Source organism: Herbaspirillum sp. C9C3 (assembly GCF_013359625.1).
Classification (GTDB): domain Bacteria; phylum Pseudomonadota; class Gammaproteobacteria; order Burkholderiales; family Burkholderiaceae_D; genus Herbaspirillum.
Genome location: NZ_JABFMQ010000009.1, coordinates 131,748 through 157,332 on the forward strand (window position 1 = coordinate 131,748; position 25,585 = coordinate 157,332).

The 25,585-nt window shown below is 60.4% G+C and carries 23 protein-coding genes and 1 pseudogene; 13 read left to right on the forward strand and 11 right to left on the reverse strand.

Annotated elements, in window-relative coordinates:
* The first annotated feature begins 74 nt into the window (after nt 1-74).
* Nucleotides 75-602, forward strand: a complete 528-nt coding sequence (locus tag HNO82_RS11385; protein WP_175343787.1) for a peroxiredoxin family protein — start codon at nt 75-77, stop codon at nt 600-602.
* 186 nt (nt 603-788) lie between these two features.
* The gene (locus HNO82_RS11390; protein WP_175343788.1) at nt 789-1,289 is read left to right on the forward strand and encodes a LapA family protein; all 501 of its coding nucleotides are present in this window, start codon (nt 789-791) and stop codon (nt 1,287-1,289) included.
* Nucleotides 1,290-1,379: 90 nt separating this feature from the next.
* On the opposite strand, the gene pyrE is transcribed toward HNO82_RS11390, so the two are convergent.
* Nucleotides 1,380-2,039 (reverse strand): orotate phosphoribosyltransferase, encoded by a 660-nt coding sequence (gene pyrE / locus HNO82_RS11395; protein ID WP_175343789.1) that lies wholly within the window; start codon nt 2,037-2,039, stop codon nt 1,380-1,382.
* Nucleotides 2,040-2,213: 174 nt separating this feature from the next.
* Between pyrE and HNO82_RS11400 the strand changes: the two genes are divergently transcribed.
* Entirely contained in the window at nt 2,214-2,990 is a 777-nt protein-coding gene (locus HNO82_RS11400; RefSeq protein ID WP_175343790.1) for an exodeoxyribonuclease III, read from the forward strand.
* Between the two features lie 76 nt (nt 2,991-3,066).
* Here the strand turns inward: HNO82_RS11400 and HNO82_RS11405 are convergent, their stop codons facing one another.
* The 3 genes from HNO82_RS11405 to dprA all read right to left on the reverse strand — a co-directional run bounded on the left by HNO82_RS11405 (nt 3,067) and on the right by dprA (nt 7,836).
* Nucleotides 3,067-5,727 carry a DNA topoisomerase III gene (locus HNO82_RS11405; RefSeq protein WP_175343791.1) on the reverse strand — a complete coding sequence of 887 codons (2,661 nt, stop codon included), beginning with the start codon at nt 5,725-5,727 and terminating at the stop codon, nt 3,067-3,069.
* Between the two features lie 412 nt (nt 5,728-6,139).
* Entirely contained in the window at nt 6,140-6,616 is a 477-nt protein-coding gene (locus HNO82_RS11410; RefSeq protein ID WP_008333600.1) for a Smg family protein, read from the reverse strand.
* An 86-nt stretch (nt 6,617-6,702) separates the two neighbouring features.
* Complete coding sequence (gene dprA / locus HNO82_RS11415) at nt 6,703-7,836, reverse strand: DNA-processing protein DprA (RefSeq protein ID WP_175343792.1); 1,134 nt, start codon at nt 7,834-7,836, stop codon at nt 6,703-6,705.
* A gap of 305 nt (nt 7,837-8,141) precedes the next feature.
* Here dprA and def point away from each other — a divergent pair, with 305 nt between their 5' ends.
* Nucleotides 8,142-8,660: a peptide deformylase gene (gene def, locus HNO82_RS11420; RefSeq protein ID WP_008333604.1), complete on the forward strand. Its 519-nt coding sequence runs from the start codon at nt 8,142-8,144 to the stop codon at nt 8,658-8,660.
* Between the two features lie 108 nt (nt 8,661-8,768).
* Here def and HNO82_RS11425 read toward each other — a convergent pair whose 3' ends face one another.
* Complete coding sequence (locus tag HNO82_RS11425) at nt 8,769-9,833, reverse strand: MBL fold metallo-hydrolase (RefSeq protein ID WP_175343793.1); 1,065 nt, start codon at nt 9,831-9,833, stop codon at nt 8,769-8,771.
* A gap of 131 nt (nt 9,834-9,964) precedes the next feature.
* Between HNO82_RS11425 and HNO82_RS11430 the strand changes: the two genes are divergently transcribed.
* The 9 genes from HNO82_RS11430 to HNO82_RS11470 all read left to right on the forward strand — a co-directional run bounded on the left by HNO82_RS11430 (nt 9,965) and on the right by HNO82_RS11470 (nt 18,983).
* Entirely contained in the window at nt 9,965-10,378 is a 414-nt protein-coding gene (locus HNO82_RS11430) for a MerR family transcriptional regulator (protein ID WP_175343794.1), read from the forward strand.
* A gap of 109 nt (nt 10,379-10,487) precedes the next feature.
* Nucleotides 10,488-11,672: an isovaleryl-CoA dehydrogenase gene (locus HNO82_RS11435; protein ID WP_175343795.1), complete on the forward strand. Its 1,185-nt coding sequence runs from the start codon at nt 10,488-10,490 to the stop codon at nt 11,670-11,672.
* 41 nt (nt 11,673-11,713) lie between these two features.
* Nucleotides 11,714-12,316 carry a 2-hydroxychromene-2-carboxylate isomerase gene (locus HNO82_RS11440; protein ID WP_175343796.1) on the forward strand — a complete coding sequence of 201 codons (603 nt, stop codon included), beginning with the start codon at nt 11,714-11,716 and terminating at the stop codon, nt 12,314-12,316.
* Nucleotides 12,316-12,732 (forward strand): YchJ family protein, encoded by a 417-nt coding sequence (locus tag HNO82_RS11445; RefSeq protein WP_175343797.1) that lies wholly within the window; start codon nt 12,316-12,318, stop codon nt 12,730-12,732. Before HNO82_RS11440 ends, HNO82_RS11445 begins: the two co-directional genes overlap by 1 nt.
* Before the next feature lie 82 nt (nt 12,733-12,814).
* Nucleotides 12,815-14,449, forward strand: coding sequence for a carboxyl transferase domain-containing protein (locus tag HNO82_RS11450; protein ID WP_175343798.1), 1,635 nt, complete (start codon nt 12,815-12,817; stop codon nt 14,447-14,449).
* 22 nt (nt 14,450-14,471) lie between these two features.
* Nucleotides 14,472-16,487: an acetyl/propionyl/methylcrotonyl-CoA carboxylase subunit alpha gene (locus HNO82_RS11455; RefSeq protein WP_175343799.1), complete on the forward strand. Its 2,016-nt coding sequence runs from the start codon at nt 14,472-14,474 to the stop codon at nt 16,485-16,487.
* 10 nt (nt 16,488-16,497) lie between these two features.
* Entirely contained in the window at nt 16,498-17,427 is a 930-nt protein-coding gene (locus HNO82_RS11460) for an MBL fold metallo-hydrolase (protein WP_175343800.1), read from the forward strand.
* 88 nt (nt 17,428-17,515) lie between these two features.
* Nucleotides 17,516-18,022 (forward strand): YbaK/EbsC family protein, encoded by a 507-nt coding sequence (locus HNO82_RS11465; RefSeq protein ID WP_175343801.1) that lies wholly within the window; start codon nt 17,516-17,518, stop codon nt 18,020-18,022.
* A gap of 52 nt (nt 18,023-18,074) precedes the next feature.
* Nucleotides 18,075-18,983, forward strand: a complete 909-nt coding sequence (locus HNO82_RS11470; protein ID WP_175343814.1) for a hydroxymethylglutaryl-CoA lyase — start codon at nt 18,075-18,077, stop codon at nt 18,981-18,983.
* A gap of 71 nt (nt 18,984-19,054) precedes the next feature.
* On the opposite strand, the pseudogene imm45 (HNO82_RS22460) reads toward HNO82_RS11470, so the two are convergent.
* From imm45 (HNO82_RS22460) to HNO82_RS11500, 6 genes and pseudogenes are all read right to left on the reverse strand, one after another.
* Nucleotides 19,055-19,400, reverse strand: a pseudogene (imm45, locus tag HNO82_RS22460) (Imm45 family immunity protein).
* Nucleotides 19,401-19,516: 116 nt separating this feature from the next.
* Nucleotides 19,517-20,095 carry an Imm42 family immunity protein gene (locus HNO82_RS11480; RefSeq protein ID WP_175343802.1) on the reverse strand — a complete coding sequence of 193 codons (579 nt, stop codon included), beginning with the start codon at nt 20,093-20,095 and terminating at the stop codon, nt 19,517-19,519.
* A gap of 99 nt (nt 20,096-20,194) precedes the next feature.
* Nucleotides 20,195-20,764: an Imm42 family immunity protein gene (locus HNO82_RS11485; RefSeq protein ID WP_175343803.1), complete on the reverse strand. Its 570-nt coding sequence runs from the start codon at nt 20,762-20,764 to the stop codon at nt 20,195-20,197.
* A gap of 624 nt (nt 20,765-21,388) precedes the next feature.
* A complete protein-coding gene (imm45, locus tag HNO82_RS11490) occupies nt 21,389-21,721 on the reverse strand; it encodes an Imm45 family immunity protein (protein ID WP_175343804.1) in 333 nt (110 codons plus the stop codon).
* Nucleotides 21,722-21,862: 141 nt separating this feature from the next.
* Nucleotides 21,863-22,753, reverse strand: a complete 891-nt coding sequence (locus HNO82_RS11495) for a hypothetical protein (RefSeq protein WP_175343805.1) — start codon at nt 22,751-22,753, stop codon at nt 21,863-21,865.
* Nucleotides 22,750-25,585 (reverse strand): hemagglutinin repeat-containing protein (locus HNO82_RS11500; protein ID WP_175343806.1); only part of this gene is annotated, 2,836 nt, incomplete at its 5' end. The genes HNO82_RS11495 and HNO82_RS11500, both read right to left, overlap by 4 nt.

Below are 25,585 nucleotides of genomic sequence, written 5' to 3' on the forward strand. Positions count from 1 at the left end.
GCGGTCTATAATGCTTCACTTCAATGGGGTTGCCCTGTGCAGCCCCTTCCCGCATTCCGAATCCGGAGTTTTCCATGCAAGCACAGGCAAACGCTTCCAAGAACGGTTTCATGATCAAGCTGGCCGCCGTCCTCGTGGTGGCTGCCGTGGCCGCCTTCGCCTATTTCAAGGTCAATGCCGGCAATGCCGCACCCGACGTCACCTTCACCAAGCTCGATGGCCAGCAGGTCGCCTTGAAGGATCTGCGCGGCAAGGTGGTCATGGTCAATTTCTGGGCCACCAGCTGCACCACCTGCGTGGGCGAGATGCCGCAGATGATCGAGACCTACAACAAGTTCAAGGACCGTGGCCTGGACTTCGTTGCCGTGGCCATGAGCTATGACCCGCCCAACTACGTGCTGAACTACACCGAAACCCGCAAGCTGCCCTTCAAGGTCGCGCTGGACCCGCAAGACACGCTGGCCAAGGCCTTCGGCGACGTCAAGCTGACCCCGACCACCTTCGTCATCGGCAAGGATGGCAATATCATCAAACGCTACGTGGGTGAGCCGCAGTTCGCCGAACTGCATCAGCTGCTGGAAAAGGCCCTGGCGGCCGCCTGAGCCCTGCGCCACCCTCTCTCCCCCCCCCAAAAAAGCCGGCTGTGATGCCGGCTTTTTCATTTCCGATTGCAATCGGGCAACTGCAAGGAACATCCCTGCGCCTGACCTAGTCCAAGATATTCATATTGCTGTCATGACAAGCACTTGCGTGCCTCTGCCGACACCTTCACAACAAAGGAGGCTGACATGAAATTCCGGACCATTTTCCTGATTGTGCTGCTGGCGCTGGTCGCCATCTTCGCCGCGGTCAATTGGACGGCCTTTACGGCCACGACCACGCTGTCGCTGATCTATACCGAGTTCCAGGCGCCGCTGGGTGCGGTGATGCTGGGCGTGGTGGTGGTGCTGACGGCCTTCTTCCTGCTCTACATCCTGGCGCTGCAGACGACCGTGATGCTGGAAAGCCGGCGCCTGACCAAGCAGCTGGAAGCGCAGCGCGCCCTGGCCGACCAGGCCGAGCATTCGCGCTTCAACGACCTGCGCGGCTATCTGAAGACCGAGCTGGAGCAGTTGCAGCAGCGCCAGAACGAGCAGCAAACCCTGCTGGCGCAGCGCCTGGATGCCTTGCAGCGTGACATCCACCAGCGCGTGGAACAGACCGAAAACGCCGTCGCGGCCCAGGTCGGCGAGCTCGATGACCGCCTGCAGCGCCAGCGCGTGACTACCCTGCCCCAGAATCTGGCGTAATTCTTCCAACGCCCACGCAAAAAAGGCTGGAACCTCGCGGATCCAGCCTTTTTCTTCATTTAATGCCTGTTGGAGGCATTTCCAGGGTACTTAGACGCCGTAACGGGTCCGATACGCTGCCACCGCATCCTTGTACTGGCTCAGGCGGGCATCGCCGCCGTTGGAGATGTACTCGAAGAGGTCATTGAGGTTGCCGATGGAAATGACCGGCATGTCGTACTCGCGCGCCACTTCCTGCACGGCCGACAGTTCGGAGAGCGCACCGTCCTTGCCCGAGCGCTCCATGCGGTCCAGTGCGATCAGCACGGCGCAGGGGGTGGCACCGGCGGCGCGGATCATGTCCACCGACTCGCGCACCGAGGTGCCGGCCGAGATGACGTCATCGATGATGACGACCTTGCCCTGCAGCTTGGCGCCGACGATGGTGCCGCCTTCGCCGTGGTCCTTGGCTTCCTTGCGGTTGAAGGCGAAGGGCACGTTGCGGCCCATGCGGGCCAGCGCCACGGCAGTGGCCGAGGCCAGGGTGATGCCCTTGTAGGCGGGGCCGAACAGCATGTCATATTCCACACCCGAATCCTGCAGGGTCTGGGCGTAGAAGCGGGCCACCTGGGCCAGGGTCGCGCCCTCGCTGAAGAGGCCGGCGTTGAAGAAGTAAGGCGAGGTACGGCCTGCCTTGGTGACGAATTCGCCAAAGCGCAGCACGCCGGCCGATACCGCGAATTCGATGAATTCCTGTCGCAAGTTGCTCACAATGTATTTCCCGGGAAGAGTCAAAACGGAAGGTGCGGACCGCGCCCGCTTGCCGCAGGGCAAGGCAGCACGGTGGCAAAGCCTTCATCAGGCCGCCATTTTAAATGATTCATCCTATCGGTTATGCTACCGGCCTTAATGAACACGCTTGCACAACAAGCAAACAGGACATCCATGCCAAAAATCGTCTCCGCCAACCTCAACGGAATCCGCTCGGCCGCCAAGAAGGGCTTCTTCGAGTGGATGCAGAAGGAAGCGCCGGACTTCGTCTGCGTGCAGGAACTCAAGGCCCAGACCGCCGACATGACCGAGGACTTCCTGGCCCCGGCCGGCTATGTCGGCCATTTCCACTATGCCCAGAAGAAGGGCTACTCGGGCGTGGGCGTCTACAGCCGCCGCCAGCCGGACTCGGTGCGCGTCGGCTTCGGCAATACCGAATTCGATGACGAAGGCCGCTATGTCGAATGCGACTACGGCGACCTGACCGTGATCTCGCTCTATGCGCCCTCGGGTTCCTCCAGCGAGGAGCGCCAGGAAGCCAAGTTCCGCTTCATGGAAGCCTTCCTGCCGCACCTGATGGAGTTGGAAAAGAGCGGCCGCGAAGTGGTCATCTGCGGTGACTGGAACATCGCCCACAAGGAAATCGACCTGAAGAACTGGAAGAGCAACCAGAAGAATTCCGGCTTTTTGCCGGAAGAACGCGCCTGGATGACGCGCATCTTTGACCAACTGGGCCTGGTGGACGTCTACCGCCGCCTGCATCCGGAGACCACCGGCGAAGCCTATACCTGGTGGAGCAATCGCGGCCAGGCCTGGGCCAACAACGTGGGGTGGCGTATCGATTACCATGTGTCCACGCCGGGCATTGCGGCCAGGGCGGTCAGTGCGGCGATCTACAAGGAACAGCGCTTTTCGGATCATGCGCCGCTGACGGTGGTGTACGGCGACTAAGCCACACTGAGCTCGCCAACAAAAAGCCCTCGCACCGTGAAGTGCGAGGGCTTTGTCGTTTCCGGCCGGCCGGAAATCAGGCGTCAGGAGCTGCTGCCTTCTTCGGCGTCGCCTTGCGCAGGGCCGGCTTCTTGGCCGCTGCCGCCTTGGTCTTGGTGGCAGTGGTCTTGGCTGCCGTTTTGGTCGCCGTCTTCTTGGCGGCTGCCTCGTCGGCACCATCATCAGCGTCCGCCGCCTTGCCCTTGGCGGGCGCCTTGGCCTTGCGTTCCTCGAACTCGAAGCTGATCTTGCCATCCTTGCCACGCACCAGGAAAGCCTTGAAAGGCCGGCGCGTGCGCTGCGAGATGAAGCCCGGCAGCAGGTCGGTCTTGCCGTCGTTCAGAAGCTTGCTCATCTGCTCCGGCAGGATCTCCTGCTGCAAGATGATGCGGCTGCTGCGGAAGTCGCAGGCCTTGGGCTTGGCCACGGTCTTCTCGCACACATAGGCCAGGCCCATTTCGTAGACGCCGCTGCCGCACTTGGGGCAGGCGCCCAGCGGGGTCTGCTCGCTGAAGTCGACCGGCTCGCCGCCTTCGCCGTCCGCCTGGTCCTGGCCGAAGTCGAATTCCAGCTTGAAGTTCTTGATCTCTTCGTCGCGCGAAATCTTCAGGATGGCCGCAAACGGACGGCCCATCTTGGAACGGAAGCCCTGCAGCGGGCCGATAGTGCGGTTCTGCAGCAGCTCTTCCACCTCGGCGATCTCGAACTGACGGCCACCGGGCACCTTGCTCATCGAGAATTCACACTTGGTGCAAGCGAAGCGACGGTAATTTTCCTTCACCACGCCACCGCAGTTGGGGCAAGGCGTGTGCAGCGTCGCGTAGTCGCCGGGGATGGTGTCGTTGTCGTATTCCTTGGCGCGCTTGACGATGATCTGGGTCATCTGCGCGATTTCGCGCATGAACTCGTCACGGCTGATCTTGCCGCGTTCCATCTGGGCCAGCTTGTGTTCCCACTCGCCGGTCAGTTCGGGTTCGGTCAGTTCGTCCACGCCCAGGCCGTGCAGCAGCGTCATCAGCTGGAAGGCCTTGGCGGTGGGCATCATTTCGCGGCCTTCGCGCAGCAGGTACTTTTCGTTGAGCAGACCTTCGATGATGGCCGCACGCGTGGCCGGCGTGCCCAGGCCCTTGCCGGCCATGGCTTCGCGCAGCTCATCCGAATCCACCAGCTTGCCCGCGCCTTCCATGGCCGACAGCAGCGTCGCTTCGGTGTAGCGGGCGGGCGGTTTGGTGACCAGGCCGTTGGCGGTGACCTTGTCGGTCTTGACCTTCTCGCCCGGAGCCACGGCGACCAGGTTGCCGCCGCCTTCCTTGTCCTTGTCGTCTTCCTCGACCTGCTTGCCGTAGATGGCCAGCCAGCCGGGGTTGATCATGACTTTACCTTCGCTCTTGAACTGGTGGCCCGACACTTCCGTGAAGCGGGTGGTCACCTGGAACTCGGCCGGCGGGAAGAATACCGCCATGAAGCGGCGCGTCACCAGGTCGTAGAGCTTCTGTTCCGGCTCCGACAGGTTCTTGGGCACCTGGGTGGTCGGGATGATGGCGAAGTGGTCGCTGATCTTGGTGTTGTCGAAGATGCGCTTGTTCGGCTTGACCCAGCCTTGCTTCAAGATCTGCTTGGAGAACTGGTGGTAGTTGTTGTTCTCCGCCAGCGCCTCCATGGTGTCCTTGACCGTGTTGATGTAGTCCTCGGGCAGGTGGCGCGAATCGGTACGCGGATAGGTCAGCACCTTGTGCTTTTCATACAGCGCCTGGGCCAGGCCCAGGGTGTTCTTGGCCGAGAAGCCAAAGCGCGAGTTGGCTTCGCGCTGCAAGCTGGTCAGGTCGAACAGGCCCGGCGACATCTGCGTGGTCGGCTTGGATTCCTCGGTGACATTGCCCGGCTTGTCGCGGCAGGCGGCCACGATGGAGTCGGCTGCGGCTTTGCTCCACAGGCGCTCGGGGCGCTTCTCGGGATCGGCTTCGTCCTTCTTGTGGCCCTTGTCCAGCCAGCGGCCCTTGTAGATGCCGGCAGCGCAGACGAACTCGGCATGCACTTCCCAGTAGTCGCGCGGGACGAACTTCTTGATCTTCTCTTCACGCTCCACCACGATGGACAGCGTAGGCGTCTGCACGCGGCCCACGGTGGTCAGGTAGAAGCCGCCTTCCTTGGAATTGAAGGCGGTCATGGCGCGGGTGCCGTTGATGCCGATCAGCCAGTCGGCTTCGCTGCGGCAACGCGCGGCATTGGCCAGCGGGAGCATTTCTTCATCATCGCGCAGATGGGCAAAGCCCTCGCGGATGGCGCCGGGGGTCATCGATTGCAGCCACAGGCGCTTCACCGGCTGCTTGGCCTTGGTGTATTGCGCGATCAGGCGGAAGATCAGTTCACCTTCGCGGCCCGCGTCACAGGCGTTGATGAGGGTGGTCACATCCTTGCGCTTGATGAGCTTGGAGAGCACCTTCAGGCGCGACTCGGTCTTGGCGATCGGATTGAGCGCAAAGTGCGGCGGAATCATCGGCAGGTGGGTGAAACTCCACTTGCCGCGCTTGACGTCGTATTCCTCGGGGACTGCGATTTCCAGCAGGTGACCGACAGCCGAGGACAGGATGTACTCGTCGGATTCGAAATACTCATCGTGCTTGGTGAAGCCGCCGAGCGTCTTCGCGATGTCGTTCGCGACAGAGGGCTTCTCGGCAATGATGAGGGTCTTGCTCATAAGTATGGATCTCGGTGGTGAGAGGTCAGTTGCTGGCGTGTTGCGGAAATGCGATCAGCCTCACATGGGGCCGGAATGTCCCGAAACAACGCCATGCCATCCCAGGCGGGAAACGATGCGCGGCGGCGAGCTGGGCAAGTGGCCGGCGTTTCATTGCCTGTGGACAACGGAATTTTTATATAGTAGCCAATATCGGGCCAATGCGGGGGAATGATAAGCGTGATGCAAATGAAACGGCAAGCACAAGGGCTTGCCGTTTCAATGAATCATGCGCTTTTCCGGGCTTTCATGTTCATTCCTGCTCATTCATGTCGAAATGGCTTGAAATGAAGCAACAACGCCAGGATGCGGCGTCAGCACGATGTCAGCAAGGCTCCCTCCCAGCCCTGTCGCTCGTGCCAGGCCGGTGCTTTCAGTGCAGCAGGCGAGGTTCGGTGTCGTCCTCGTCGAGGAACAGCTCCTCGAACATCAGACCGTCCGGTTCCTTGCCCTGGCTCCACAGCACCATCAGGACGATGACCTTGAGCTTTTCCAGGCCGACCGGCGCTTCACCGGCGGCCAGGGCGCGCTCGATGACGATCTCGCGCTGGATCGGGTCCAGCATCTTGGCCGATTCGAGGAACTGGATGAAACCGATGGCTTCCACGCCCAGAACATCGCTTTCCTGGGTCGCATAGATGCGCGTACCGAAGGAGAAGGCGGTCTGTCGGGGATAGTTGTCGGCGAACTCATGATTGGCGACTTCAAGATCCGTCAGCCATCCGAGTGCCTGGGAGATTTCATCTTCTTCGAAACCAATCGCGGACAGCTTCTTGACGAGCGCCTCGGGTTCGGGGCAGGCATCAGGGCGATAGTAGGTTTCGTACAGGTAAACGAGGACATCAAACATGTTCGTACTCTATCGCGAAGGTTATGAATGTACAAGTCAGCCAAGTCCAGTATGGCAGGATTTGCGGCGCTGCGGGGATAATTTCTTCACACGAGTCGACGATAACGTGCACCCGGCAGCAACTCCACCCAACCCTGCAGTTCCAGCGTTAGCAAACTCCCTGCCAGGGCCGCTGCATCAAGGCCGCAGCGCTGGGCGAGGGTATCGGCATCCACAGGATCATGACCCAGACTCTGCAGTACGCGTCGGCTTGCCGGATCGACATCTTCCACGGCGGCAGGTGAAGGTTCCTGCACGACAGCTTGCTGCGAAGACAACACGGACCATGCGGGCAATTCATCGAGGATGTCTTGCGTGGTCTCCACCAGCTTGGCGCCCTGGCGGATGAGCTGATGACAGCCCTTGGACAGCGGGGCATGAATGGAGCCGGGAATGGCAAACACATCTCGCCCCTGCTCGGCCGCCATGCGCGCGGTGATGAGCGAGCCCGACTGGGCTGCCGCCTCCACCACCAGCACGGCGCGCGACAAGCCCGAGATGATCCGGTTGCGGCGCGGAAAGTTGGCCGCCAGCGGCGGCGTACCCAGCGCATATTCACTGACGATGCAGCCGCCCTCGGCAATGCGTTGTGCCAGCGCCCGGTTACGCTGGGGATAATCCAGATCGATGCCGGTGCCGATCACCGCCACCGTCGAACCGGTCCCGCTGAGCCCACCCGCATGGGCCGCCGCATCGATGCCCAAGGCCAGCCCGGAGACGATGGTGATGCCGGCCCGGCTCAGTTCCTCGGAAAAACGCGCCGCATGCAGCACGCCCTGGGTCGTGGCATTGCGGCTGCCGACCACGGCCAGGGCCGTACGCGCCAGCAGTGCCGGATTGCCGCGCAGATACAGCAGCAAGGGCGGATCGGCAATCTGCAACAGGCCCGGCGGATAGGCTGCATCGGCCAGCGTGACGATGGACTGCCCCGGCACCTGCACCCACGCCAGCGTGGCCGCGATGCGTTCACATTGCTGCGCCGTGGGTGCCCGCAACAAGCTGGCCGCCACCGGCGCCGGCACCACCTCGCGAATGGCCTGCGCATCAGCCTGCCAGAGATTGCCCGGCAAACCGAACACCGACAACAGCCGGCGCGCCAGCACCGGACCGACACCGTCGGTCATCGCCAGGCGCAGCCAGGACGCCAGATCGGCAGACTCTTGATGGAAATGCTCTTGCATGACAGGAAATGAAGTTTTGTGCATCAGATGCCCGCTCAAGGCCGCGCAGCGCGGCTCTCCGGGCGAGCCGGGGGCTGGCTGTGATACACTTTTCCAATTGATCGGGAAACCCTTGGCCGCCGGGCCATGCAGCACACGCCAGCCAAAGAGGGCAATTGTGCTGCCGCCGCGCTTGAAGCGTCGCGCTCCGGCCACATTTACACGATAAATCCCGAAATGAATTCCCTGGACGCTCGCAAAATGACGAGATCCGGCCTGAACCAGGTCCCCCGAGACCGAATCCCAAGCTTACCGAGAACCCACGTATGGCCCTGCTGAACATCCTCCGTTACCCCGATCCGCGCCTGCACAAGATCGCCGCCCCCGTAACCGTCTTCGACGAGCGCATCAAGAAACTGGTGGCTGACATGGCCGAGACCATGTATGCCGCGCCCGGCGTGGGCCTGGCCGCGTCCCAGGTGGACGTGCATGAGCAGGTGGTGGTCATCGACGTCTCCGACGAGGGCAAGAACCTGCAGGTCTTCATCAATCCCGAGATCCTCTGGGCCAGTGAAGAGAAGCGCGTCTACGACGAGGGCTGCCTGTCGGTGCCCGGCATCTACGATGGCGTGGAGCGTCCGGCCCGCGTGAAGGTGCGCGCCTTTGATGCCGACGGCAAGGCCTTCGAGGTCGATGCCGATGATCTGCTGGCCGTGTGCATCCAGCACGAGATGGATCACCTGAAGGGCAAGGTCTTCGTCGAATATCTCTCGCCATTGAAGCGCAACCGCATCAAGACCAAGCTGCAGAAGGAAGAGCGCGAGATGAAGAAGAAGGCGGGCTGAAGCGCCTGCCCCATCCGAGATGAAAAATAACGCCGGCCGGGTCATCCCCGCCGGCGTTTTTCATTGATGCGTCATCTGCATCAATGCCATCGATTGATGCAGAAAGACTTACACCGCCACGAAGCGATACACCCCATCCTCTCCCAGCATCCGCCTGACCGCACCGTCAACCCAGAGCTTGTGCAAGTGGGCCACCGCCTCGCCCAGCGCAAAGGAGAGCTGGTGCGTATCCAGCGGCCGCTTGAACATCACCGGCAGGATATCCACGCCCGTCTGCGGCGTGGCGCAGGCGTGCAACACTTCGGCCAGACGCTCGCGGTGATGATCGTTCAACTGCGCGATACGCGTATGCAGGCCACGGAAGGGCTTGCCATGCGAAGGCAGCACCAGCACCTCAGCCGGCAGGTGGCCATACTTCTTCAGGGAATCCAGATACTGCTGCACGGGATTGCTCTCCGGCTCGATGGCAAACACCGAGACATTGGTGGAGATGCGCGGCAACACCATATCCCCCGAAATCAGCACATTGAGCGCTGCGCAGTACAGCGACACGTGCTCCGGTGAATGCCCGAAACCGGTGATGATGTCCCAATCCCTTCCACCGATGCGCACTGCGTGACCGTCCTGCATGCGGTGATACGCATGCGGCACCGCCGGCACCAGATCCTGGTAATAGGAATTGCGCCCCTGCAGTGTGGCTATCGTCTCGGGGTCGGCCAGCCCGTGGCGCCGGAAATGCGGTGTGGCCGCCGTGCCCTCGGCCCCCGGCAAGGCCGCCGACATCACGCGCGCAAAGGCGTAATCGCCGGTGCTCATCCACAGCGGCGCCTGCCAGCGTCGGCACAGCCAGTCGGCCAGGCCCACATGATCCGGATGGCAATGCGTGACCAGCACGCGCAGGATGGGCAGTCCGTCGAGCTCCTCGGCGAAGATGCGCTCCCAGGCCGCGCGGGTGTCGTCGGTGGCGATGCCGCAATCGATCACGGTCCAGCCACGCTGGCGGCCCTGCGGCGTTTCTACCTCGTCCTCCAGCAACCAGAGATTGATGTGATTCAGGGCAAAGGGCAGCCCCATGCGCAGCCAGCGCACACCCGGCGCCACCTCCATGGTGTGGCCGGTGTCGGGCAAGGTGTCGCCGAAGGCGTAGTCGAGCTGGGATTCAAGAGCATTCATCAGTAAGCCTGGCGATCATCGAGAAGGGAAGTCATGCGCTGTCGTGCCAGCCCTGCATTTTTTGCTGGACGACAGGGCACAATATACTTTACGTTAACGTAAAGTGCCAGACCAACCCATCGATTCGTCCCATGCCTACCTACACCATCACCGAACTGGCCGAAGAATTTGCGATCACGCCCCGTGCGATCCGGTTCTACGAAGACCACGGCATCCTCAATCCCAAGCGCGAGGGCGTGGGCGGGCGGCATCGGGTCTATCCGGCGCGCGAACGTACGCGCCTGAAGCTCACGCTGCGCGGCAAGCGTCTGGGCTTTACGCTCGCCGAGATCAAGGACCTGATCGACATGTACGAGTCGCCCAAGGATACGCAGCCACAATTGCAACGCTTCCTGGGCCTGTTGCAGCAGCATCGCGAGAAACTGGAACAGCAACGCGAGGACCTGGAACTGACCCTTTCCGAAATCGCCGCGCACGAAGAAGAATGCCGGCAACTGCTGGTCGAGGCCAAACCGAAAACCAGACGCAAGGCGGTGGCCGCCTGACCTATACGGAAAACAGAGGCCCTCACGCCATCACCATTGACGTTAACGTCAAGCAACAGCATCCCATGATCAGAACAATAATTTCCCACTACCCAACGAGGAGACACCCATGATCCACCTGCCCGGCCTCACCTTCGACCACGGCGAGGACATCGCCGCCCTGCGTGAAGCGGTCGCCGCCTTCGCGCACACCGAGATTGCCCCGCGCGCAGCCGAGATCGACCGCAGCGACCAGTTCCCCATGGACCTGTGGAAGAAGCTGGGCGAGCTGGGCGTGCTGGGCATCACCGTGGGCGAGGAATATGGCGGCGCAGGGCTGGGCTATCTGGCCCACATCATCGCCATGGAAGAAATCTCGCGCGCCTCAGCCTCGGTGGGGCTGTCCTACGGGGCGCATTCCAACCTGTGCGTGAACCAGATCAAGCGCAACGGCAACGAAGAGCAAAAGCGCAAGTACCTGCCCAAGCTGATCTCGGGCGACTTCATCGGTGCACTGGCCATGTCCGAACCCAATGCCGGCTCCGACGTGGTGAGCATGAAACTGCGTGCCGACAAGAAGGGCGACCGCTACGTGCTCAACGGCAGCAAGATGTGGATCACCAATGGCCCCGATGCGGACGTGCTGGTGGTCTATGCCAAGACCGATGTGGAGGCCGGCGCGCGCGGCATGACCGCCTTCCTGGTGGAAAAAGGATACAAAGGATTTTCCGTCGCGCAGAAACTGGACAAGCTCGGCATGCGCGGCTCCCACACTGGCGAACTGGTGTTCCAGGATTGCGAGGTGCCCGAGGAAAACATCCTGGGCGGCATTGGCCGTGGCGTCAACGTCCTGATGTCGGGCCTGGACTTCGAGCGCAGCGTGCTCTCGGGCGGGCCGCTGGGCATCATGCAGGCCTGCATGGATGTGGTGGTCCCCTACGTGCATGACCGCAAGCAGTTCGGCCAGGCCATCGGCGAATTCCAGCTGATGCAGGGCAAGCTGGCCGACATGTATTCCACCATGATGGCCTGCAAGGCCTACGTCTATGCGGTGGGCCAGGCCTGTGATCGCGCCGACAGCGCCGACAAGGTGCGCGCCCTGCGCAAGGATGCTGCCGGTGCCATCCTGTATTCGGCCGAGAAGGCCACCTGGATGGCCGGAGAAGCGATCCAGTCGCTGGGCGGCAATGGCTACATCAACGAGTATCCCGTGGGCCGCCTGTGGCGCGATGCCAAGCTCTACGAGATCGGTGCCGGCACCAGCGAGATCCGCCGCATGCTGATTGGCCGCGAACTGTTTGCCGATACGCTGTAAGCGCCCTCGCCTCTTTTCAAACTTCAGACACGACGGACATCATGAGTACACCCATCGATTTCTACTTCGACTTCAGCTCGCCCTATGGCTACTTCGCTGCCGTCGAGATCGACAAGCTGGCCGCGAAATACGGTCGCGGCGTCAACTGGCATCCTATCCTGCTGGGCCCCATCTTCAAGGCGCTGGGGACCAATTCGCTGGTCAACATCCCGGTCAAGGGCGACTACTCGCGCCACGACATGGAGCGTACTGCGCGCTTCCACAACATCTTCTACAAGGCCCCGAGCCAGTTCCCCATCGGCACGCAGGTCGCTGCGCGCGCCACGCTGTGGGTGCAGCAGACCCAGCCGGCCAAGGCGGTGGACCTGATCAAGACCTTGTACAGCGCCTACTTCACCGAAGACATCGACATCAGCGTGCCCGAAAACGTGCTGCGCATCGCCGCCGACAATGGCATCGACCGCGCCGCGCTGGAAGCGGCGCTGGGCTCGCCGGAACTGAAGGAGCAACTACGCGCGAGCACCGACGCCGCTGGCCGCGCCGGCGTCTTCGGCTCGCCCTTCATGATCGTCGATGGCGAACAATTCTGGGGCTTCGACCGCTTCACCCAGCTGGAAGCCTTCCTCAAGAACGGAAAGATCTGATGAGCACCAAGAAGGACAAGTCCGGCCCCTGCCCCTGCGGCCAGCCCGGCTTCGAGACATGCTGTGGCCGCTTCATCACCGGCGGCCAGGTACCGGCCACGGCCGAGCTGCTGATGCGCTCGCGCTACAGCGCCTTCGCCCTGCGCGATGAAGCCTACCTGCGCGCGACCTGGTTCCCGGACACGCTGCCGGAAGAAGAACTGACCAGCGAAACCGACGTCAAGTGGATCGGCCTGGACATCAAGAAACACCAGCACGCCAGCGGCAGCGATGAGGCCACCGTCGAATTCGTGGCGCGCTTCAAGGTCGGCGGCAAGGCGCACCGCCTGCACGAGATCAGCAACTTCGTGCGCCAGCCCGATGAGAGCGGGCAGGCGCGCTGGTACTACGTGGATGGGCGCTTTCCGGACGGGTGACGTTTTCTGCACCATGCCCCGCCTGCCGTGCGCCTGAGCGCCCGAGAGCACAACAAGAAACTGAACAGAGAGACGAAAAACCATGCCGCAGATTGAAAGCAAGCTCAACCCGCGCAGCGAGGAATTCCAGCACAACCGCGATGCCATGCAGCGCATCGTCGACGATCTGCGGCAGAAGGTGGCCGCCATTGCCGAAGGCGGCGGCCAGGCCGCGCGTGACAAGCACGTGGCACGCGGCAAGCTGCTGCCGCGCGAGCGCGTGCAGATGTTGCTGGACCCCGGCACGCCCTTCCTGGAGTTCTCGCAACTGGCCGCCTACGGCATGTACCGCGAGAAGGACCGCGACGGCAACCTCAAGGACGCCGCGCCCTCGGCCGGCATCATCACCGGCATCGGCCGCGTGGCCGGGCAGGAATGCGTGATCGTCTGCAATGATGCCACCGTCAAGGGCGGCACCTATTACCCGATGACGGCCAAGAAGCACCTGCGCGCGCAAGAGATCGCCGAATTCAATCACCTGCCCTGCATCTATCTGGTCGACAGCGGCGGGGCCAACCTGCCCAATCAGGATGAGGTCTTCCCCGACCGCGACCACTTCGGCCGCATCTTCTACAACCAGGCCAACCTCTCGGCCAGGGGCATCCCGCAGATCGCCGTGGTGATGGGCTCCTGCACCGCAGGCGGCGCGTATGTACCGGCCATGAGCGATGAATCCATCATCGTCAAGGAGCAGGCCACCATCTTCCTGGCCGGGCCGCCGCTGGTCAAAGCGGCCACCGGTGAGGTGGTGACGGCTGAAGAGCTGGGCGGCGGCGACGTCCACACGCGCCTCTCGGGCGTGGCCGATCATCTGGCACAGGATGACACCCATGCCCTGGCCATCGCGCGCAACATCGTCAGCCACCTGAACCGCCGCAAACCCCAGCAGCTGGCCGTACGCGAGAGCGTGGAACCGAAGTATCCGGCGCAGGAACTGTATGGCGTGATCCCCACCGATACGCGCAAGCCCTTCGACGTGCGCGAGGTCATCGCCCGCATCGTCGATGGCAGCGAGTTCGATGAATTCAAGGCGCGCTACGGCACCACGCTGGTGTGTGGCTTCGCGCACCTGCACGGCATGCCGGTGGGCATCATCGCCAACAATGGCATCCTGTTTTCGGAAGCGGCAGAAAAGGGCACCCACTTCATCGAACTGTGCTGCCAGCGCAAGATCCCGCTGATCTTCCTGCAGAACATCACCGGCTTCATGGTCGGCAAGAAGGCAGAGAACGAGGGCATCGCACGCCATGGTGCAAAAATGGTCACGGCCGTCTCCACCGCCAAGGTGCCCAAGCTCACCGTCATCATCGGCGGCAGCTTCGGTGCGGGCAACTATGGCATGTGCGGCCGCGCCTTCTCGCCGCGCTTCCTGTGGATGTGGCCCAATGCGCGCATCTCGGTGATGGGCGGCGAGCAGGCCGCCAGCGTGCTGGCCACCGTCAAGCGCGACGGCATCGAGGCGCGCGGCGGCAGCTGGAGTGCAGAAGAGGAGGCCGCCTTCAAGGAGCCCATCCGCGCCCAGTATGAAACCCAGGGCCATCCGTATTACGCCTCGGCCCGGCTGTGGGACGACGGCGTGATCGATCCCGCCGATACCCGCCAGGTATTGGCGTTGGGATTGTCCGCCGCCCTGAACGCCCCCATCGAAGAGACCCGGTTCGGTGTCTTCCGCATCTGACGCGCGCCACCGAGGAGAGACCATGTTCACCAAGATCCTGATCGCCAATCGTGGCGAAATCGCTTGCCGCGTGGCCGCCACCGCCCGCCGCATGGGCATTGCCACCGTGGCCGTGTATTCCGATGCCGACGCGCACGCCAAGCATGTGGCCGCCTGCGATGAGAGCGTGCATATCGGCCCGGCACCGGCCAAGGAAAGCTATCTCTGTGCCGACAAGATCATCGCCGCCGCCCTCGCCACGGGCGCGCAGGCGATCCACCCCGGCTACGGCTTCCTGTCGGAGAACGCCGGTTTCGCCCAGGCTTGTGCCGATGCCGGCCTGGTCTTCATCGGCCCGCCGGCCTCGGCCATCGATGCCATGGGCTCCAAATCCGCCGCCAAGGCGCTGATGGAGAAGGCTGCCGTCCCCCTGGTGCCGGGCTACCACGGTGAACGCCAGGAGAGCGATTTCCTGCGCGCCGAAGCTGACCGCATCGGTTACCCGGTGCTGCTCAAGGCCAGTGCCGGTGGCGGTGGCAAGGGCATGCGCGTGGTCGAACGCAGTGAAGATTTTGAAGCGGCACTGGCCTCCTGCAAGCGCGAAGCAATTTCCAGTTTCGGCGATGACCGCGTGCTGGTGGAGAAATACCTGACCCGTCCGCGCCATATCGAGATCCAGGTCTTTGCCGATGGCCATGGCCATTGCGTCTATCTCTTCGAGCGCGACTGCTCGGTGCAGCGCCGCCATCAGAAGGTGCTGGAAGAAGCGCCCGCGCCCGGCATGCACCCTGATCGTCGCGCGGCCATGGGCGAGGCTGCCGTCGCTGCCGCCCGCGCGGTCGGCTACGTCGGTGCAGGCACGGTGGAATTCATCGCCAACCAGGATGGCAGTTTCTACTTCATGGAGATGAACACCCGCCTGCAGGTCGAGCACCCCGTCACGGAAATGATTACCGGACTCGATCTGGTGGAGTGGCAATTGCGTGTCGCCGCCGGCGAAACCCTGCCACTGAAGCAGGAGCAGTTGCGCCTCCATGGTCACGCCATCGAGGCGCGCATCTATGCCGAGAATCCCGAGAAGGGCTTCCTGCCCTCCATCGGAACCCTCACCCGCATGCGCAGCGCGCCCGCCGTGGAATTCACGCTGGCCGCGCCCGGCGCCACGCAACCCGCAGCCGTGCGCATCGATGCGGGTGTACGCGAAGGCGATGCCATCTCGCCCTTCTATGATCCGATGATCGCCAAGCTCATCGTCTGGGGCGAGGATCGCGACGCGGCCCTGCGCAACATGGCGCGGGCGCTGGCGCAATACCAGGTGGTCGGGCTGGCGACCAACATCGGCTTTCTGCAGCGCTTGATCGCAGGCCAGGCATTTGCGACAGCCGATCTCGATACCGGCCTGATCGAACGTCACCGCGAGACCCTCTTCCCGACCCCGGCCCGGCCCACGACCGAGACGCTGGCGCTGGCCAGCGCCGCGCTGCTGCAACAGGAAAAGCGCGGTCAGGCCAACAACGATCCGTGGGCGCAGACCAGCGGCTGGCGTCTCAATATGCCGCTGCGCCGCACGCTGTCCTTCGAGGATGAATCGGGCCACAGCAGCGTGACGATTGACTATGCAGGAGACGGCCAGCACTGGCAGTTGCAGGTCGATGGCAGCACGCATACCCTCGCGCTGCATGAGAGTGACACGGAGAGCCTGCTCATCAACCTGGATGGCCGCACCCTGCGCGCCCATGTCGCGCGCGAGGGCCAATGGCTGCACCTCTTCGATGGCCGCAGCCAGCACAGCCTGCGCTACCTCGACCCGATGGCCCACGCCGGCCACGCCGAGGCCGAGGGCGGCCGCCTGACCGCGCCCATGCCCGGCAAGATCGTCGCGCTGCTGGTGGAGCAGGGCGCGAGCGTGGCGCAAGGCACGCCGCTGCTCATCATGGAAGCCATGAAGATGGAGCACACCATCGCCGCGCCCTCGGCCGGCACCGTGGAAGCGCTGCGCTATGCCGTCGGCGATCAGGTGGCCGAAGGTGCGCAGCTGCTGGACTTCAAGGCCGCGTGAGCAACGCACCGTGAACACGTCCGCACTGCGCCTGCCACCCTCGCTGCACGTGCTGGAGCGGGGCTGGCTGTCGTCCAACAACGTGCTGCTGTTTGGCCGCGATGAAGTCGTCATGATCGACAGCGGCTACGTCACGCATGCCGAACAGACGCAGACGCTGGTGCGCCACGTGCTGCACCAGCGCGGGCGTAAGCGACTCGATGTGCTGCTCAATACCCATCTGCATTCGGACCACTGCGGCGGCAATGCCGCGCTGCACGCGACGTATGACTGCCGCATCGCCATCCCCGCCGCCGAAGATGACAAGGTGCGCCGCTGGGACGAAGACGCCCTGAGCTATCGCGCCACCGGCCAACGCTGCCCGCGCTTTGCGCATGACCAGCTAATCCGCAGCGGCGATGTGCTGCGCCTGGGTGATCTCGACTGGACTGCCCTGGCTGCACCGGGCCATGATCCGCATGCGCTGCTGCTGTATTGCGCGCAGGAGGGTGTGCTGATCTCGGCCGATGCCTTGTGGCGCAACGGCTTCGGGATCATCTTTCCGGAGCTCGATGGCGAATCCGGTTTCGAGGAGGCGCGCGCCACGCTGGAGCTGATCCGCAGCCTCGATGTGCGCACCGTGATTCCCGGCCATGGCGCGCCCTTCACCGAGGTGGACGATGCGCTGGAGAAGGCCTTCTCGCGCCTGAATTATCTGCAGGCCGAGCCGCTGCGCAATGCGCACAATGGCGTCAAGGTCCTGGTGAAGTTTCTGTTGCTGGAACGTGGCCGGATTGCACTGGCGGACTTGCCGACGATGATGCGAGAGATCCCCTTGTTGCGCATCACCAATGCGCGCTTCCTGCAGATGGAGGATGCCGCCCTGGCCGACTGGTGCGTGGCGCAACTGCAGAAGGCGGGAGCGGCGGCCAGCGATGGGGTCTTCCTGCTGGATCGCTGAATACGGGCCTGCGCGGCAGAGGGGGTGGGGGTGCTGTTATCATTTCCGGCTTGTCCTGCTGCGGGCCTTGTGCCCACTTTAAACCACCATGAACGATACCGCCGCCCTGCCCTCTTCCGCCCAACGCGTTGCCGACCTGCTGGCCGCGATGGGCCATGACAAACCGGTCACGATGCTGCCCTCGACCGGCCGCACCTCGGCCGAAGCCGCTGCGGCCGTGGGTTGCAGCGTGGCCGAGATTGCCAAGTCCATCATCTTCCGGCGCGTGGCTGACGGTGCGCCGGTGCTGGTCATTGCCAGCGGTGCCAACCGGGTGGACGAAGCCAAGGTCACCGCGCTGACCGGCCCGCTGGGCAAGGCCGATGCCAAGTTCGTGCGCGACACCACCGGTTATGCCATCGGTGGCGTCTGCCCCATTGGCCACGTGGTCAAGCCGGTGATGCTGATCGACCGTGACCTGTTCAACTTTGACAGTGTCTGGGCGGCGGCCGGCCATCCGCATGCCGTCTTCAACCTCACGGCCGCGCAGCTGGAGAAGATGACCGGCGGCACGGTGGCCGATGTGCGGCTCGATGCCGCGCCAGTAGCAAACTGAATGCGTTGACAGCCAGCCACGCATCACAACAACCCCAACGGAGACCCGCATGATGAGCCTGCCCAAGAAAGTGAAGATCGTTGAAGTCGGACCGCGCGACGGTTTGCAGAACGAGAAGGAAACCATTTCCGCCGAGGTCAAGATCGAGCTGGTGAACCGGCTTTCGGCGGCGGGTTTTCCGAATGTGGAGGCGGCTTCTTTCGTCTCGCCCAAGTGGGTGCCGCAGATGGCGACCTCCAGCGAGGTCATGCACGGCATCACGCGCAGGTCGGGCGTGGTGTATTCCGCGCTGGTGCCCAACATGAAGGGCTTCGAGGCGGCGCTGGAAGCGGGGGTGGATGAGGTGGTGATTTTCGGGGCAGCCTCGGAGGCGTTCTCGCAGAAAAACATCAATTGCTCCATTGCCGAGTCCATCGAACGTTTTGCCGAAGTGGCCAAAGCCGCCAAGGACCACCGCAAGCGCCTGCGTGCGGCGGTGAGTTGTGCGTTCGGTTGTCCGTACCAGGGGGAAGTCCCACTGGAGGCGGTGGCCGACGTGGTGCGGCGTTTCCGCGAACTGGGCTGTGACGAGATCGATATTGCCGACACCATCGGCGTGGCCACGCCGGGCAAGGTGCGGCCGGTGATGGAGACGGCGATTCGTGAATTCCATATCGAAGGTTTGTCGGGTCACTTCCACGATACTTATGGGCAGGCGCTGGCCAATATCTATGCCAGTCTGCAGACGGGGATCAGCATCTATCACGCGTCGGTGGCGGGGCTGGGGGGATGTCCGTATGCCAAGGGCGCGACCGGCAATGTGGCGACCGAGGATGTGCTGTACATGATGAACGGGCTCGGGATCGAGACCGGGATTGACCTGGATGCGGTGGCCGAGGCGGGGCAGTTCATCTCGCAGCAGCTGGGACGCAAGTCGGTGAGCAGGGTGGGGAATGCGTTGGCGGCTAAGCGGGTGGGGTGAGGGTTGGTGCGGGGGCGAGATGGTGTGGGAGGAAGGGATGCCTGCTTACGCAGGGTAGCGCGATCACTCACTTAGACGATGAGAGGAAATTCCTCGACATCGTCTATTTCGTAGTTCGGCAAGATGAGTACTTCCTCGACGGGGCATTCGGGATAGATCCATTTCGCCCAATTTTCTACGATCCAAGGCAGAGAGGCCGTGCCCTTCGCTCCATAATGCATCGGGGGGCAGCTTGACCAGTATTCGTCCAGCTTTTCGTCCCGTTGACACCACCAAGGCAAAGGGCCGCTCATCGCCAGGAATGTCGACTACCATGAAGTCCACCAAGGACTCGTAGGGTGAGACGGAATTCATCCTGAAGACAGTGCCACTTCCGATCGCTTCCCACGCAACGTCTACCAGTTTCAACCAATTCATTGGCTTACCTTTCGCGAAACGAATGGGCTTGATACCCAGATCAATTGAACTCGGTTGCCATCTCGCTCCAAGGTCTAGCTGTCCAGAATCAACTCGTTACTCGTGATGTAAGAACGCTATTCGCCGAGACGTAATGAAATTTCTTCAGAATCTAAAAACGCTTCGATTGCAGACTTGAGGCTTCCTTTTGGTAGGGCAAGCTTTACCACCTTTCGTCCGTGATCACCAGACAAGAGCATGATTTCCTTTTTCCCACGCGAATAAAGAAAAAATCTCCAGCCGTTCTCGCGGAGCTTCTGTCCCATGAGAATTTCATGACCGAATGGTGGATTAGCTCGACGTTCCTCTATCAAGTCGTTCAAGGTCCGTAAAAATTCCCCGATTTTTCCGCCGCCATCTTCCTGCCATTGGGCAGGAATCACCGGGTCTTCAAAACTAAGATATCCATGCTCATGCAGCGAGCGAAGAAACAGATTCTTTGCGTCTGCGGATTTAGGAATTTCCATCAGCGCGTGAATTTCACCAAGCGTCTTTTTTAAGCCCGAGGCAATAGACATAAGCTCGGATTCCGCGTCAACGTCGTCCAACAATGACGTCCCGGCCACGAAAATATTAAACGGCCCATAGATATTCTCCGGGGTCCATCTTATAACGTCGTACCAAAAAGCAAAATGTCGAGAATTTCCTGCCAACATCCGAATTCCTCGTTATTCAGAAATCTAAATTTTAGGTATTCATGCGCTCGACCGAATGAGTCTTGAACGTTTCGACCAATCACTAGACTTTGTGCATTTTCAAGAGAAAAATTGCTTCATCGCCTTACAATAATCTCGAATAACACCTTCCACTTTGCCATGGTTCAGCACCGAGCTGAAAACACTTCTGCCGCGGTCCTTTGAGTAAATCAGTATTTCCGCACCTTGGCTCTGAAAAAGGAAGAAGTGCCATCCAGCGTCGCCAATATCTGAGTACATCGAAAGCTCCAATCCGAAAGGAGGACTTCTTCTTCTTTCGTCAACGATGTCGATATAGAGGTCCGTCAGTTGCCCCATTTTTCCACCATCATCTCTCCACCAAACGCTCGGAAATTCTGGATCGGTGGCCGGAAAATAGCCCCGGCTCTCCATGGCGGCAACGAATAGTTCTCTTGCATCATAGTCACTCGCGACCTCCGCAACCGTTTGCTGCCCGTCCAAAGATCGATCCAAATCTGCGGCAATCATGTTCAAGGTAAAACTATCTTCAGTGCTCCTGAGGACGGTCTTTCCATTGACAAAGATGTTGAATGGACCAAAGCAGAACCCATTCGATTCTGAATGGATGTCATACCAAAACGCAAAAGTCGCTGTGTCGCCAATGATCATTTTTTCCGTCACCTTATTGGATCGTGAGGCAATCCTATCTTTTCTCACCCGTCACTCGTCACCGCATTTAAACAAGAAAAACTGCCATCCCTTATCGATTATTTCGACATACATCGAAAACTCTACGCCAAATGGTGGATCAGTTCGGCGCTCGGTTTCGATCTCGATAAATAAATCAAGTAACTTGGATGTCCTGTCATCACTGTGCGCCCACCAGCTGGGCGGAAATACCGGATCTGATTTCGTCTGATATCCATGCGTGTGCATCGCCTTTTCAAAAATCTCATCCGCATCGAAACCCGGCTCCAATTCATCCAGACGATCCAGTCTCTCGAATGAGCGTCGCAAATCGGAGGCAATGATATTTAACCTAAAGTTATCTTCGCTATTGCAGAGTAGTCACTGTGAATTTACAAAGATATTGAAAGGACCAAAACAAAAACTGTCATTGCCTTCCTGTACGTACTACCAGAACGCAAAACTTATAGAATTGCCAGCCAACATCATTTATCTCCCAGTTTTTCAGCTCGGCAAAATCCAAGTTCCTGATAGCCGCCCGCTCCAATGCAACACACCAGCGATCTTTAAGCAGAGCTCTCACTTAATTTTCAAATGGCTAAAAATTCACGCAAGATCTGGAGCCTTGTAACGTGGCAGGTACAGTACCTTCTCAACCGGACACTCTGGATATATCCACTTGGGCCAATTTTGTACTAACCATTGTCTGGAAATCCCTCTACCATGTTCATAGCTTGCATCCTCCGGAAGTCGAACCAAAACAAGCCCTGCTTTCAGTCCTGTCGCCACGAGAATGGCGTAATTCCTTTCGGCCACAGGCAAGTCGACCAACATGAAATCGACCTTTTCCTCATACGGCCATTTCGCTTCAGCCCTGAATATCGCGCCGTTTGAAATTGCTTCGCTTTTTAGGTCAACCAAGTTTTCCCATTCCATCATTTCACTTTCACGTCGCGACCGTATCAATAAGGATTCTGAAAGACGAAAATGAAGCTACATCTCTACCTGCAATGCGCTCTCTACCTTCAGTCAAATATTTACTAAAGGACTAAGGGACTGACGTCGATGAGGCCTCGTTGATCAACAGCCGCCTCTCATCACCAGATGTTCTGGAAATCTGTAGTCATCAGGGATATCTGGCCAAGCAAATCTTTCATCGAAAATGCTGACCTTATGCGCATCAGCCTTGATATCTCCGAATAACTCCGATATCGACCGGGCATGAGTTCCGACATCTTTGAGGGCTTGGTAAGCGGCCAGCTGGTCACTCCTGTGAGTAGCAATACGGTGGACCTCTACGCTGAGCAAGAGCTGGTCAAGATATCTCTCCAGCCGATCACCCAGGGAGGAGTCGTAGTCAATACGCCATTCGAAATGATCATTTTCATCCTTCGCTTTATCCATTTCTTCTCGCGTGACCCCTATGCTTTCAGCTATTTTGATAAGCGTCTTCCTGATTGCATCGATGCGATCCTTTTCCATCACCTCTATTTCTCTTGTTGCACTTTTCCAGAGCATCAGTCCGTCGCGACCAGCAATGTCATCAGGACCATTCACACGCTTCATTGCGTCAGCCCCGGCAGTCAAAAAATGCTGAGGTATCTGGTATCCCGTGGGGATCGATGGCCATGAAAATCTTTTATCTCTGCATAAAACCTTATCAACATCGCCCCATATATCTTTGAAGAGATTTGACAACAATTGCGCGCTCGACGCGGCCCGCATCAGTGCACAACAGGCAGTCACATCATCACCGGACGGCCTTGATCTGTTGAAAAATTCAACCAGAGAGACTAGCGCTCGCAAGTCCTGATTGAAAGTTGAATTCATAGATACATCCTGGTCAATGAACCAGCAATATTGTCCGTCCTCCTCTCTCTCTGACATGATCTCGTCTTTAGTCAAACCTACGGATTGAACTAGTGACAAAAATATAGTCTGGACAATGTCCAAATTGATTAAGAATTTCATTTCAATTTTCTTCCTTGGGTTGATGCTGCTTTTGTTTTAGTTTCGTTAAATGTTCCATCTAGATTTAGTACGACAGAGAAATCTCCGCGTTTATCAAATACTTCAAGATGATCTTTATGTCGCCCATCCAGATATAGCCGATCACCTTTCCGAATGGTATTTCCTATGTCCCTCTTCGCAACATACACACTTTGCCCATCAATAATAGTTGTCGACTTTTCGGTATTAGCCCGTACCTGTTCGCCAAAATCAGAGCCTTTAAAAAACTCTTTCATATTCGCCACTGCTCCCGCATTAGGAACATATTTTTCCCTCGCGTGACTTATCGCCACATTCCCCGAACTGATCAGTCCTGAACTTGCCCCCGCAGGCCCGACATCCGTCCACATCTGCTGCAATTGCAAAGCCAGCTGATCCAGAAAACCAGCCCTCTCCCCCAACGCCGCCAGATTGGGATATTGCCGGTCCATATCCAAGGTCTGTTCGACAATCAGCGCCTTGACGTACGCTTTTTGATCCCCCGTCTTCGCGAAGTACAGCGCATGAGCAAGATCACTGAGCGCAGCCTGCCCCGAGCTCATCACCGCCTCACAGGCATAGGGAGTCGCCGCGGCTCCGCTGCACCCCTTCTCCAACTGCTCCGTAAACAATTTTCTTTGCTTCGCAGCGTCTTCCTTCAGCTCGGCAAAGCACGCCCCCTGCGATGCGTCGCAAGCCCTCATCTTGTTCAGGAATTGTTTGGAGTAGCTCACCCCCAGGGCATTGTTTTCTGCCTCCAGCTGGGCGGCGAGCGTGGCCGTCGGATTCGCTGTGCTTCCGGCAGCGGTCGCAATCCCGGCCACGATGCTGGTCACCAGATTCGTGCGCGACTCCTTCTCCTGACTGCCCGGCCGGTCCGCAGACTGCAGCAGCGCATTGATGACGGTGCCGGCCGATGCGCCCAGCGCACCTGCGCCACACGCTGCCTCCTTGGCCATGGCACCGGCGCATCCCAGGATGCCCTGCAAGGCGGAGCGAGCGGCCTCACTCTGCAGGTCGTCAGCGATCCTCTTGACCTGTTCTGCGCCCAGCCCTTGCAGATAGTTGACTGCCGCCGCCTGGATGAACTGCGATGAAGAAGCACTCAGATTGCCTGTCACCGCACCTGCAATGGCCGTCGCATACCGACGATACGTACCGCCCGAAGACCACTTTTCGGCATCGAGATACTGCTCCGTCAGGCCCCGCAGCCTGGCTTCGTCACGTTGTTCAAGCGGCTTGCTCCGCTCCTCCGTGATCGCATCGTCCAACTTGCGCTTGGCCTCATCCGCCTCCTTCGCCCGGTTGTTCAGGAAGCTCCCCAACTCCCGCGTAAAGGCCGCCGCAATGGCCGTCCGATTCTCGATCTCCTCCTTGTCAAAGATCGGCTTGAGCGCATTGCTTCCCTCCTTGCTGATGCTCACCTCCCGATTCACCGAGGCCACCGTCTGCTCTGCCGTCTTGCCTGTCAGCACCTGCTGCTGCTTCTCATCGGTGATCTTGATGACGCCGCCGCTGATTCCGCTGCGGGTCGTGCTTGATGTACTTTCACTGGCACCAACGACCAGCGGTGGCAGCGCTGACAAGCCGCCATCCTTGCCCGTGCTGTAGCCGCCACTGATGCCGACGCTCTGCGCTTCATAACTCGCGCGATTCTCGATATCACTCTGGGTCAGGGTCCTGGTGGTCACGCGGTTCTTGTTCTCCGCAACGGCCTGTTCGCTGCTGGCAATCACGCCACCCTTCAGGTCCGTATTGCCGCGCACATTGACCTGGAAGCCACCATCACCTGCTTTGATGCCTGACTGCTCGATGACGCTGGCATAGTCGCTGTTGACCTTCGACTGGCTGTAGCTGGCGCTGCCGCCCATCTTCCCCATACCCACCGAGACACTGCCGCCCAAGCTTTGCTGGCGGCTCTGGTAAGTGCTGGTGTCCTGCTGGCTGGCGATATTCAGGTTGCCCTGGCCGCTGGTGCCCACGTCGAGCTCCACCTGTCGGCCGCGCAGGACTGCACCACTGATGGTCGTATCGCTGCCCGAGACGACACTGAGCTTGTTACCTGCATCGACGTGAGAATTGACCTGCTTGACCTCTTCGCCACCGCCCTTGCCACGATTGCCGGAGGCGCTTGCCGTGAAGAGCAAGCCGTCCGTGCCAATGGAGAAACCGACCGATCCCGAGGCGCCGCTGTTGCGACTGCGTTGCTCCGAGGTCTCCTGCGCTGCGATCAGTCGGACCTCATTGGCGGCCTTGAGCGTAGCGTCCACTCCCGCCTTGATGTCACTGCCCTGGACGAGGATGTTGCCGTCGCCGTCGCCGCCTTCGCCGTTGGCAGTGATAGCGACGCTTCCGCCTGCCGACACGCTTGAACCGCGCACCGTCTTGTTGGTCTGCTCCGATCTGCCTTGGCTGCTGCTTGCGCCCAGGCTGAAAGCCAGGTTGATGCCGCCGGCCTTGTCGGCGGCATTGGCATCGCGGGTTGGGGTCTTCCCGGTAGCAGGGTCCGTCGGGCCGGTTGCAATCTGGTTGGGCTTGTCATTGATGGTCTTGCCCTGGCCCGCGATGACGGCATCCGCGGCATTGGATGCCGCCAATCCTGCCGTCGCTGCGGCCAGGGCTTGCGTGCGCCGGTCCCTTGTCTTGCTGGCTGCTTCGGCCATCTGCTGCACCGTCTGCACCGCCGACAACACCGGACTGGTCACCGCCACCGTTACCCCCTGCTGGCGGAACTTGTCCTCGGTCACGGTGCGGCTGCTCTGCTGTGCAGCGAGAATGCTGACCGTCCGGGCCACGATGTCGATGTCGCCACCT